The sequence below is a fragment of the Wolbachia endosymbiont of Drosophila barbarae genome (assembly GCF_044752445.1).
GTDB lineage: Bacteria > Pseudomonadota > Alphaproteobacteria > Rickettsiales > Anaplasmataceae > Wolbachia > Wolbachia pipientis.
This window is the reverse complement of sequence record NZ_JBIXJM010000147.1, coordinates 1-10,802: the sequence shown is the minus strand read 5'-3', so window position 1 is coordinate 10,802 and position 10,802 is coordinate 1. Positions and strand designations below refer to the sequence as shown.

The window sequence follows — 10,802 nt, the reverse complement described above, 5'->3', positions numbered from 1 at the left end:
ATTTTGATGCCTCTTTCTTCGCCAATTTGGATGCCTTTTTCAGTAGCAAGGTCAAGTCTGTATTCAAGAATGGCTTCTTCTTTGCGTAGATCCATTATTCTTTCTTCATAAGCTACTAAATCTTTTTCATTCCAGCTAAACCTGTCTAATTCATCGTAGGCTAACTTTATTATTGGTGCTTTTTCTGCTATTTTCCTTAAGTCTTCTTCCGTAGTTTCATCTGCATATTTGAAGAAAAATAACCAACGATCCACTATGCTTTCTAGCTGTTCTTCCTTATTCTTAGGAAATTTAGGTAGTTCAATAAATACAAATTGAAAATCTTTTAAGTCATGCTCATTGGTTTTCTCATCTCTTATAGTGTGGCTGGATATATAATCAAGCTTATCAGGAAATAAATTACAATTAGAGATAGCAATAAAGAAAACCTTCTTTAAATCAATGTACTTACCAGATTTATCAGCTTGCCTTGAGTAAGCCTTAGCAGCATATAGTTGAGCTCGTTTTTCGAAGCCTTTATCGCGAGTAAGCTGCATTTCAATCACATACCTGGCCCCACTAGAATCCCTGCAAAGAACATCAACTATACTTTGTTTATCAGATGCAATTTCAGGATCCATTATAGTACTGAGGAATTCCACTTCTTGTATAGTATTTATCTCGGTAAACCCTAAAATATCATTCAAAAAATGTATGAGAATATTCTTATTTTTTTCAGTGCCAAAGATTCTTTTAAAGGTTAAATCCAGCTTAGGGTCGAGAAACTTAGATAAAGCCATAGCCAAAGTGCTTAAAAATATTAATAATTATACACTATTATTAACAATTATTCAACCATATTTTTGAAGATAGCTATGCCGCCGCGGCGCTAACAGGTAGCGGAATGACGATTGTGTATCGTGTTTTGCTAAAAATCACAGAATGCAGTCTGGTTACCTTAATTAGAAGTTTAGCTTTAACTTTAAATGGACTACTCAACCGTGACAGACTTAGCTAAATTTCTTGGACAATCTGCATCTAACCCTTTTTTTGCTGCAGTAAAGTAAGCAAGGAATTGCATAGCAACACTGTAGATGATTGGAGAGATAAAATTATCAGTGTCTGGAAGTTGCACCACATCTGCGCAAACTCCCCTTAGGAATGGCGCTCCTTGTTTATCACTGAAGGCAATTACTTTGCCTTTTCTTGCAATAATCTCTTGTATATTAGATAGCGTTTTAAAGAATAAATCATCATAAGGGATAATTGCTATAACAAGCACAGTAGAGTCTATTAAAGCAATAGAACCATGCTTCATTTCTCCCGCTGCAATACCAATGGTATTGATGTATGAAAGCTCTTTTATTTTCAATGCGCCTTCCATTGCAACTCCGTATGAACTTCCTCTGCCGATTAAAATAACGTTATTGTGTTCTAATATACTGCCCGATATATGTTGTATTTTTATCACATTCAAAACGTACTCAACATACTCGGGAATAGAATTGATAGCACTGCTTAGCTGTTTTATTCTCTCTCCACCCAGTATACCTTTTATTTTTCCAAGCTCCACGGCAAAGCATGCTAAAGTTGCAAGTTGCGCAGAAAAGGTTTTTGTTGAAGCAACACCAATTTCTTGCCCAGCAAGAGTATGTAACACAATATCTGAGATCTTTTCAATGCTGCTGCTAAATGTATTAGTTATACTTATGATTGTTTGCTTCTGTGATTTCGCATAACGCAGCGCTTCTATGGTATCTGCAGTTTCGCCAGATTGAGAGATAAATAACCCAATGCTGCCTTCTTCCAGCTTGACGTTGCTATACCTAAATTCTGATGAGGTTTCTAGATATACTCGAACTTGAGCGACATTTTCCAGCCAATACTTTGCTATTAGCCCAGCAAAATAAGATGACCCGCATCCAACTATAGTAATGTAACTCAGCTCAGAAAACAATTTTTTGTTAGCAAATATTACCTCTTTATATTGCTTGTAAAATTGATTTATTGTTTTGTTTAATGCACGCGGTTGCTCAAAAATCTCCTTTAGCATGAAGCTAGGGTAACCATTTTTGCTAATTAGAAAATCACTTGGACTACTATTTTCTATACTGCGTTTAACTTGTGTACCATTGTTGTATATACTAACTCCACTAGATTTTATCACTGCAATGTCATCATCTTCCAAATGCGATATTCTTTCCACAAATGCACTTAAAGCATTAGAGTCAGATGCAGCAAACACTGTGTTACAGTTATAGCCTATTGCTAAAGGCAAATTTCTCTTCGCAACAAATAAGGCGTCTGGATATTCTGCAAATAATAAGACCAAGGCAAATGAGCCGTGTAGGTTGTTTAAACACTTAAATAGAGAATCAACTGGCGACAATCCTTCATCGAGATATAAGGTTAGCATGTTTGGTATGATCTCTGTGTCAGTGTCAGTATGGAATGACATGCCCCTTTCTTCTAGACCCTTTTTTAGCAGATTGTAATTCTCAATTATGCCGTTATGAGCAACAACAACATTATTTGTACGAATGGGATGAGCATTTTTAAGGCCTGGAACTCCATGTGTAGCCCAGCGAGTATGTGCTATACCAACTGTACTGTGAGACATCTTGCTGTCATCAACAACTTCACATAACCTTTCGACTTTACCTTCTGATTTTTTGACTTCTATCTTACCTTCGTTATTTATGATTGCTATACCTGAGGAATCATATCCCCTATATTCCAATTTTTGTAACCCAGTTAGTAAGGTTGGTATTACTGAATCACCACTACTTACTACACCAAATATTCCGCACACAAATGGATCACCAAATGAACTTTCTTTTAAAGTTATGTAGCATTTTTGCCTTTATCATCTTTTCCCTTTTTACTTTCCTCTGGTGGTTGATTTTTATTCTTTTTATCATTCTTTTCGATTTTGCCTTTTTCAATTGGTTTAGCTGCTACTTTTTGAGTTTCTTTGCTTAAAACCTCAGATATAGCAGACTTTAGGATTTTCACCTCAACTTTTGGTGCTATTTCTATTATAAATTGTGCATTTGCCTCATCAACTTTATTAACTTCACCTATTATTCCACCAGAAGTAATGACTGTATCACCACGTTTTATTTGATCTATCATCTTTCTATGTTCTTTTAGTTTTTTTTGTTGCGGGCGAATAATGAGAAAATAAAATACCACAAATATTAAAATCAATGGAGTAAAACTAGCAAAAGATGCGCCGATACTTGATGTATTGCTAGTTGCATCTGCTGCAAAAACTTCAGAAATGAGCATATTTAATCCTAATTGTTAATGATAAAAACAAACCTATTTAAGTATTAATTACAATACCATGCCATGTCAAGTTTGGTGAAGGCGTTTCTCAATACCGGCAATAATACTGCGAATTCTAAGTTATGCTAAAACTAATATGGCGGGAGTGATGAGACTTGAACTCACGACCTCATGCGTGACAGGCATGCGCTCTAACCAACTGAGCTACACCCCCCTAATTTCTTTTTAGCGTTTTCGAGCTTCAACTTTAAAGCTAATAAACATGTTGCCCTTTGTCAATATTTTTTGTTTGCGCTTTGCTGTCTTTTCTATTACTATGTAAATAATTTAATTTCACACATGGTTTGTACAAGTAGTCCCATTAGGGTTATGCCATGGAAGATAAACTATTTGGAGGAATGATATATGACAAATTTGCCTAAAGTCACTGTGCGTGATTTAGCTGAATCTGGTGTACATTTTGGTCACAAAATTAGTCGCTGGAACGCAAAAATGGCTCCATACATATATGGAGTGCATCAAGAAAATCGTATACATATAATTGATTTGCGAAAAACACTACCATTGCTACAGGTGGCCATGAAGGCTTTATATGACGTTGCATTTCAAGGTGGTCGTATTCTATTTGTTGGTACAAAATTTCAAGCTTTTGATATTATTGCAAGTGAAGCGATTCGTTGTGGTCAATATTATGTGAATCATCGTTGGCTTGGTGGTATGCTTACTAATTGGGGCACTGTTTCTTCTTCGATAAAAACCTTGATGCAATATGAGAAAATATTAAATGACGAGGATAGCATTTTAACAAAGAAAGAATTGGGAAACATTGAAAAGAAAAAGCAAAAGCTTGATAAGGCGCTTGGCGGTATTAGAGAAATTGGAGCAATTCCTGATATCTTATTCATCATTGATACTAATAAAGAGCATATAGCGGTTAAGGAGGCTAAGAAGTTAGGAATTCCAATAGTTGCAATACTTGATACTAATTCTGATCCAGATGGTATTACTTATCTAATACCTGGAAATGATGACTCAAGAAAATCAATAGAGCTCTATTGTAAATTAGCTACCGACTCTATATTAGCTGGAATAGAGTCTAGTCTAGCAAAATCTGGAGTTAAGATTGATGATATAAGGGGTGATGAGTTTATTCAAGAAAAAGAAGATGGTATTGTGCAAACTAAAAGGAGACGTAGTAAAGTTTACAAAGAAGAAGAAAGGGAGGTAGTAACAAATGAAGATGAATCCAGATGATATAAGAGAATTACGTGATAGAACAGGGCTTGGCTTAAGTGACTGTAAAAAAGCATTAGAAGAATGTGATGGTGACATTAAGAAAGCCGTTGATAAGTTACGTACAATAGGTCTTGCTAAAGCTGACAAAAAATCTGATAGAGTAGCTTCAGATGGGCTCGTTGCTATGTGTTTGACTGAAAATTGTGGTGTATTGATTGAACTCAATTGCGAAACCGATTTTGTCGCAAGGAATGAGAAATTTATAGAGTTAGTTTTAAATTTAGCATCAATTGCTCATCAAGAACGCTGTACTAGCGTTGATGAGTTAAAAAATGCCAAGTATGAAAGCATTGGCACAGTGCAGGAAGCTATTATGAATGGTACGTCAGTTCTTGGTGAGAAGCTAGAGTTAAGCAAGCTTTGTTACTTAGAAGCTAAGGATGGAGTTATTGCTGGCTACGTACATGGTGATGCGCATGGCTTAGGTAAGATTGGTGCTTTAATTGCATTGCAATCATCTGGTGATAAGGCGAAGCTACAAGAGATTGGGAAACAAATAGCTATGCATGTAGTTGCTATGAAGCCTGAAGCCTTGTCTATAGATGATTTAGATCAAATGAAGTTGAACAACGAACGTTCTATAATTGAAGAGCAAGTGAGGAGCTTAAATAAACCTGAAGAAGTAGCAAAAAAAATAGTAGATGGACGAATGGCTAAGTACTATGAAGAAGTTGTTTTACTGGAGCAAAAATTTATAAAGGATGATAAGATGAAGATTTCTGATTTTATAAAATCAAGCGAGTTGAGTGCTGTTAAACTCTCTAATTACAAGTTACTTGTTTTGGGTGATGCAGATTAAATAGCAAAAAATGTTTATTTCAACAAATGAAAAAAGCGAAATAAAATATTCCAGGGTGTTATTTAAAATCTCTGGTGAGGCTTTGATGGGATCAAAGCAATTTGGTCACGATATGGAGACTATAGGTGAGTTATCTAAAGGCATAGTTGAAGTTTGTAATCTTGGAGTTCAGGTATGTATTGTTGTTGGTGGTGGTAATATCTTTCGTGGCACATCTGCGTCTTTAAGTGGTTGTGAAAGAGCAAGCAGTGATTATATTGGAATGCTTGCAACTATAATCAATGCTTTAATTTTACAAAACTTTTTAGAAAAAAATTTAGTAGCTTCTAGGGTATTATCTGCAATACCCATGGCCACTGTATGCGAACCTTACATCAGAAGGAAAGCTATTCGTCATTTAGAAAAAGGTAGAGTGGTAATTTTTGCAGCAGGCACAGGCAATCCATTTTTTACTACAGATACAACTGCAGCTTTACGTGCTGTTGAAATGAATTGTGATGTTATTCTAAAGGGTACGCAAGTAAATGGTGTATACTCCGCTGATCCGAAAAAAAATGAGGATGCTGTAATGTATGATAGGCTTTCTTACACGGATTTGTTGACTCGTGATTTAAAAGTTATGGATGCATCAGCAATTTCACTTGCTCGTGAGAATTCTATTCCCATTATAGTTTTTTCTTTGAAGGGAGAAAAAATAGTCAATATTATTAAGGGTCAAGGTACTTATACTATAGTTTCAGATTGTAAACATTAGGTAATTTATGTTAAATGAAATAAAAACTAAAACAAAGGACAGGATGCTAAAAACTATTCAGTCCTTTCATGATGATATTAAAGGTGTACGCACTGGTAGAGCTAGCGCATCGTTGCTTGATGGTATAGTTGTAAATATCTATGGTGGACATCAAAAGTTAAATCAGGTTGCAGGCGTTTCGGTTATAGATAACAAAACCCTATCAATTAAAGTTTGGGACATTAGTGTTGTAGGTGAAGTGAAAAATGCTATATTAAATGCTAACTTGAATTTAAATCCTGTTGTCGAGGGTAGCACCATACGTATAGCTCTTCCGGACTTGACACAAGAAACCCGTGAAAAATTAGTGAAATTATTGCATCAGTTTGCTGAAAATGCACGGATTGCCATTAGAAATATACGTAGAGATATTATGGAAGAAACAGAAAAAATGAAGGAAAATAAAGAAATCTCAGAAGATGATTTTCATGGTGCTAAAAAGGAAATACAAAATATTACTGATAATAATATAAAAAAAATTGATGGTGAATTGTCCATCAAAGAAAAGGATATACTGAATCACTAAATGATATGGAGAAAGCTTACATAGCAAATGATGTCATTCCAGTGCTTGACACTGGAATCCAGTCTTTACTATACAACTATCTGATGCACTTGTTTGAAATCAAATTTCCTGGATCCCAGTGTCGGAGCACTGGGATGACACCAATTTTGCATTCAAGTATCAACTATTGGTGTCACTACAGTAACTCTCTTCCTGTCATGCAAGTAGCTGACACCTTCCAGGTGTCCATTGAAATCCAAAAAATTTCACTCAAGTCAAAATTAGGTTAAATTTAAATGTTGAATCAAGAATCTTTACCGAAACATTTAGCAATTATTATGGATGGTAATGGTAGATGGGCAAACAATCAAGGAAGAGTAAAAATTGATGGTTATAAAAAGGGCAGTGAAGTTGCATACGATATTGCCAAGTATTGTACGGACCTAACCATACCCTACTTAACTTTGTATGCATTCTCTATGGAGAATTGGCTTAGACCCAAAAACGAAACTGACTGTCTATTTGATTTATTTTACTCCGTTTTAACTAATGAAGATAAAGTCAATTTCATTTGCAACTGTAACATTAAGTTGAATTTTATTGGCAATTTAAGTCTGTTATCCAGTAAAATATTGGATCAAATTAAAAAAGCAGAAGAAATGACACATAAGAACGATGGTTTATTACTCACTGTGGCAGTCAGTTACGGAGCAAAGCAAGAAATTACACAAGCTATAAGCAATATTATAAAAGAAAATATTGCTTATGTATCAGAAGAGGAATTTGAAAAATTTCTGTATACTAAAGATTTGCCAAAATTGGATTTATTAATTCGCACTGGCGGCGAAAAAAGGTTAAGCAACTTTTTATTATGGCAAGCAGCTTATGCTGAATTGTATTTTTGTGATACTTTATGGCCTGATTTTTCTTGTCAAGATTTGAGTAAAGCATTAGAAGATTATATAAAAAGAGAGAAAAAATATGGTAGATAATAATTTTATAATTAGAATGTTGTCCTCAATAGTAATATTATTCATATTTTCCTTTGCTACATATTTTAGTGATTTATCGTTTTACCTATTGATTTTTTCAATAGCAGTTTTATCTTCTTTTGAATGGTATAATCTAACCCAAGGAAATAAAATTTTATACGTTTTTGCATTATTATTGATTGCACTACCAAGCGCCTCATTAATATATTTATATAATCTACCACAGGGAAAATACGCATTAGTATGGTTCGTCTTAACCATTTGGGGAATTGACGTTACTGCCTACCTATTTGGCAAGAATTTTGGTGGAGCTAAAATTTGCCCAATTCTTAGCCCTGGAAAAACTTGGACAGGACTTCTTGGTGCGATTTTAGCTGGAGTAGTGTGCACAATTTTTGGATCAATATTTTTTGGTCTATTTTCAATTTTTTATTCTCCAATCATTGGCCTTGCAATTGCTATTCTAGCGCAACTTGGCGATTTCACTGAGTCGCTTGTTAAAAGAGCTTACGGTGTTAAAGATAGTGGAAATATGGTACCTGGCCATGGGGGAGTGCTCGACCGTATGGACAGTTTCATTTTTACTGCCCCTCTTATTGCTATTTACATAAGCTAAGTCTGCAGAAGTGCCATTAGAGCTCATCCCTAGTCAGCTCCCCAACCGCTTCTACAGTGCAGTCATGGACAAACGTCTTTTCACAATAAGGGCAGGCTATTTCCTCTTCTTCTCCCATATCTAAATATATTAATGGATGGCCGGAACCCTCATCATTCTCATCACCATGACAACAAACTTTTCTATTATTAACCCTTGCTTTTGACATGCTGCTCCTTTAGCTTATAACATTTTATATATTGAATATACCCATTCAGAAATAAAAAACAACAAGCACTATTCTCCATTTTTTATCCTATTCAGGTTAATCAATTCGTTTTGAACACCTTTTGATACAAATTTGCTAACATCTTCTCCTAATCTTGCTATTTCCTTTACAAAGCTTGATGAGATAAATTGAGTATCTTCAGAAGCGGGAAGAAATATGGTTTCGATTTCAGGAAGAAGTTTATAATTTACCCAACTCATTTGAAACTCGTAATCAAAATCCGACACTGCTCTTAATCCTCTAATAATAACAGAAGCATTCTGCTCTTTGGCAAACTTCACTAGCAAACCATTAAAAGATATAACATCTGCATCAATTCCTAGTCCTTTGATTTCATTTTTAGCCATGCTTGTGCGTAGCTTTGTGTCAAAGGCAGTATGCTTATTAACGTTTTCTGCAACTCCTATTATTAATTTATCGACTAGTTTACACGCTCTTTTGATTATGTCAATATGCCCAAAAGTTATAGGGTCAAATGTGCCAGGGTAGATTCCTATTTTGTCATTAATGTTCATCCTTTATTTTTATAAACTACTTTAAAAACTTTTGATAGACATAATAACATTTTTTATCTAAAAATAAAAGTATACAGTTGGCCTGATAGCTCAGTTGGTAGAGCAAAGGACTGAAAATCCTTGTGTCGCTGGTTCGATTCCTGCTCAGGCCACCTTCTCTTTCTTACCAAATTTACCTTTTTGGTGTAAAACGTTCTATAATATGTTATGATATTGATATAAGTGTTGAGAGGGTAAACTATATGTATAGATATTATAGCACTATAATTAATATCTTATTAATTATAGTGCTATTATTAAGCAATATTACTTATGCTGGCGTTAGTGAAAAACCGGCATCTCAACATGTAACCAGAAAAGAAGAACCAGCGTCAACTGTCTTGACGGCAGAAAATACAGTAAATAATGACGTAGTTGTTGGTTTGTTGAAAACGGAAGAAGCACATGAACTTGGGCTATCTCAAAATATCTATGAGATGTTTAATAACTTTGTGGTTAAGACTGTACTGATTGATTATAATAAGATAATTAGCCTTAAAAAAATTCAGACAGAGTCACTTAATCTCGCAAAACAAGATAAAACATTGGCAAAAAAGCTAACATTAGACCGAATAAAAGTTGAAGTTGCACAATTCATTAAAGAGCACAAAATAAATAGGATATTTATTCCGGATAATTTACATTCAGCACCCACTCCTTATCGCCAGCTTGTTACTGAAGCAATTGTAAAAATAGTTGATGATAACCCTGCAATTCATTTACTTGGCATATGTGAAGGCATAATGAATGCAAAGGGAATTGAAGTAGTGAGTGTTGTGAGTGATGAAGAGAAGCAAAGATCTCATTTAAAATCAGCACCTAATCCACAGAAAGAGGATGTACCTCTCCAGCAGATAAAGATCGTTCCAAATAGTCGTTTAGCAGAAGTAGTAGCCAAATTCCTAATACCTAATGAAAATGGCTGGTTTTCAACATATTTTCCAGATGCTCATTCAGGAGCAGTAGGTAATACACCAGAAAATAGAAGAAAATTGGAGTCACTTGGATATAAAGTTGCAGCATTTTCCAGTGAGGGGGTAATAGAGGCTATTGAAGATAAGCATGGTAATGTTCACTTTCAAAGTCATCCAGAAGCCCTTGTTGTGAAGTCAGATAAAAACCTCTATTTATCAAATCACAAGGAACGTCAAGTGTCTACACTAGTTGCTATAGCGATTATGAATGATTTTCTTTATCGTGCTTAATGGCTATAGCTTTAGGCTTACCGACGATTTGATAAATGATAGATTTGTCATGTATCCGTTCAGGCAATGGCGTCAACTTAAGGAAAAATATCAGCGATAGTGTATAAAATTTCTCTCCAAATTTTTTATCATTAAATTATCCAAAGAGTGCAAGGGACAGCACTTTTGTTTCTATTTTATTGCAACAAAAAAGTTTAAAATGTGTCTTTTTTAGGTGAGGCATGCAAAAAGGAAAAGATCTTATCTTACAAATTAAAAATGCAATATACTCGAAAACTTTTCAGAAAATCCATTGTGTTGAGTTTTACACGAACAAGCTTTTTCGACAGTATTTTCTATGATTTTAAAGTTAGTTAAAAAAAGTTTGGGAATAGAATGTAAACTTATGGAGCCATTGACATGTACCCTCAAAGCAAGCTTTTTCTAAAGCAAGGTATAAGATTTGCCATACAGGCTTTCAAGAATTTAAGCATCCAAACAGCCTATCAGGATGAACCTGAGTTG

At 34.7% G+C, this 10,802-nt stretch carries 13 protein-coding genes, 2 tRNA genes and 1 pseudogene; 10 read left to right on the top strand and 6 right to left on the bottom strand.

Features of this window, described 5'->3' with window-relative positions; translation table 11 throughout:
• From ACIPNH_RS02615 to ACIPNH_RS02600, 4 genes are all read right to left on the bottom strand, one after another.
• Positions 1–779: Rpn family recombination-promoting nuclease/putative transposase (locus ACIPNH_RS02615; RefSeq protein ID WP_400771555.1), on the bottom strand; the 779-nt coding region annotated here is incomplete at its 3' end.
• Between the two features lie 191 nt (positions 780–970).
• The gene (glmS, locus tag ACIPNH_RS02610) at positions 971–2,791 is read right to left on the bottom strand and encodes a glutamine--fructose-6-phosphate transaminase (isomerizing) (protein WP_400771552.1); all 1,821 of its coding nucleotides are present in this window, start codon (positions 2,789–2,791) and stop codon (positions 971–973) included.
• 32 nt (positions 2,792–2,823) lie between these two features.
• Complete coding sequence (yajC, locus tag ACIPNH_RS02605) at positions 2,824–3,270, bottom strand: preprotein translocase subunit YajC (RefSeq protein ID WP_264723668.1); 447 nt, start codon at positions 3,268–3,270, stop codon at positions 2,824–2,826.
• Between the two features lie 137 nt (positions 3,271–3,407).
• A tRNA-Asp gene (locus ACIPNH_RS02600) sits at positions 3,408–3,484 on the bottom strand.
• A gap of 191 nt (positions 3,485–3,675) precedes the next feature.
• Here ACIPNH_RS02600 and rpsB point away from each other — a divergent pair.
• The 7 genes from rpsB to ACIPNH_RS02565 are packed head-to-tail and all read left to right on the top strand — an operon-like array spanning position 3,676 to position 8,271.
• Positions 3,676–4,524: a 30S ribosomal protein S2 gene (gene rpsB / locus ACIPNH_RS02595; RefSeq protein ID WP_400771549.1), complete on the top strand. Its 849-nt coding sequence runs from the start codon at positions 3,676–3,678 to the stop codon at positions 4,522–4,524.
• The gene (tsf, locus tag ACIPNH_RS02590) at positions 4,505–5,365 is read left to right on the top strand and encodes a translation elongation factor Ts (RefSeq protein ID WP_006279981.1); all 861 of its coding nucleotides are present in this window, start codon (positions 4,505–4,507) and stop codon (positions 5,363–5,365) included. Before rpsB ends, tsf begins: the two co-directional genes overlap by 20 nt.
• A 16-nt stretch (positions 5,366–5,381) precedes the next feature.
• Positions 5,382–6,119 (top strand): UMP kinase, encoded by a 738-nt coding sequence (gene pyrH, locus ACIPNH_RS02585; RefSeq protein ID WP_400771558.1) that lies wholly within the window; start codon positions 5,382–5,384, stop codon positions 6,117–6,119.
• 7 nt (positions 6,120–6,126) lie between these two features.
• Positions 6,127–6,684 carry a ribosome recycling factor gene (gene frr, locus ACIPNH_RS02580; protein ID WP_264723666.1) on the top strand — a complete coding sequence of 186 codons (558 nt, stop codon included), beginning with the start codon at positions 6,127–6,129 and terminating at the stop codon, positions 6,682–6,684.
• Between the two features lie 5 nt (positions 6,685–6,689).
• The gene (locus tag ACIPNH_RS06675; RefSeq protein WP_039964055.1) at positions 6,690–6,953 is read left to right on the top strand and encodes a hypothetical protein; all 264 of its coding nucleotides are present in this window, start codon (positions 6,690–6,692) and stop codon (positions 6,951–6,953) included.
• A gap of 6 nt (positions 6,954–6,959) precedes the next feature.
• Positions 6,960–7,655, top strand: a complete 696-nt coding sequence (gene uppS, locus ACIPNH_RS02570) for a polyprenyl diphosphate synthase (protein WP_182309382.1) — start codon at positions 6,960–6,962, stop codon at positions 7,653–7,655.
• Complete coding sequence (locus ACIPNH_RS02565; RefSeq protein WP_264723665.1) at positions 7,645–8,271, top strand: phosphatidate cytidylyltransferase; 627 nt, start codon at positions 7,645–7,647, stop codon at positions 8,269–8,271. Before uppS ends, ACIPNH_RS02565 begins: the two co-directional genes overlap by 11 nt.
• Positions 8,272–8,287: 16 nt before the next feature.
• Here ACIPNH_RS02565 and ACIPNH_RS02560 read toward each other — a convergent pair whose 3' ends face one another.
• Both ACIPNH_RS02560 and coaD read right to left on the bottom strand, forming a co-directional pair.
• The gene (locus tag ACIPNH_RS02560) at positions 8,288–8,479 is read right to left on the bottom strand and encodes a zinc-finger domain-containing protein (protein WP_400771544.1); all 192 of its coding nucleotides are present in this window, start codon (positions 8,477–8,479) and stop codon (positions 8,288–8,290) included.
• A 68-nt stretch (positions 8,480–8,547) separates the two neighbouring features.
• Positions 8,548–9,054 carry a pantetheine-phosphate adenylyltransferase gene (coaD, locus tag ACIPNH_RS02555; RefSeq protein WP_400771542.1) on the bottom strand — a complete coding sequence of 169 codons (507 nt, stop codon included), beginning with the start codon at positions 9,052–9,054 and terminating at the stop codon, positions 8,548–8,550.
• Positions 9,055–9,133: 79 nt separating this feature from the next.
• On the opposite strand from coaD, the gene ACIPNH_RS02550 reads away from it, so the two are divergent.
• The 3 genes and pseudogenes from ACIPNH_RS02550 to ACIPNH_RS02540 form a co-directional block, all read left to right on the top strand.
• A tRNA-Phe gene (locus tag ACIPNH_RS02550) sits at positions 9,134–9,206 on the top strand.
• Between the two features lie 228 nt (positions 9,207–9,434).
• Positions 9,435–10,298, top strand: a complete 864-nt coding sequence (locus ACIPNH_RS02545) for a gamma-glutamyl-gamma-aminobutyrate hydrolase family protein (protein WP_375138385.1) — start codon at positions 9,435–9,437, stop codon at positions 10,296–10,298.
• 221 nt (positions 10,299–10,519) lie between these two features.
• Positions 10,520–10,802 (top strand): annotated as a pseudogene (locus ACIPNH_RS02540) (IS4-like element ISWosp8 family transposase); the annotation flags it as partial.

Coding starts and splice junctions, on each gene's coding strand:
- yajC (WP_264723668.1), bottom strand. CDS start 3,270: ATGCTCATTTCTGAAGTTTTTGCAGCAGATGCAACTAGCAATACATCA.
- rpsB (WP_400771549.1), top strand. CDS start 3,676: ATGACAAATTTGCCTAAAGTCACTGTGCGTGATTTAGCTGAATCTGGT.
- tsf (WP_006279981.1), top strand. CDS start 4,505: ATGAAGATGAATCCAGATGATATAAGAGAATTACGTGATAGAACAGGG.
- frr (WP_264723666.1), top strand. CDS start 6,127: ATGTTAAATGAAATAAAAACTAAAACAAAGGACAGGATGCTAAAAACT.
- ACIPNH_RS06675 (WP_039964055.1), top strand. CDS start 6,690: ATGGAGAAAGCTTACATAGCAAATGATGTCATTCCAGTGCTTGACACT.
- uppS (WP_182309382.1), top strand. CDS start 6,960: ATGTTGAATCAAGAATCTTTACCGAAACATTTAGCAATTATTATGGAT.
- ACIPNH_RS02565 (WP_264723665.1), top strand. CDS start 7,645: ATGGTAGATAATAATTTTATAATTAGAATGTTGTCCTCAATAGTAATA.
- ACIPNH_RS02560 (WP_400771544.1), bottom strand. CDS start 8,479: ATGTCAAAAGCAAGGGTTAATAATAGAAAAGTTTGTTGTCATGGTGAT.
- coaD (WP_400771542.1), bottom strand. CDS start 9,054: ATGAACATTAATGACAAAATAGGAATCTACCCTGGCACATTTGACCCT.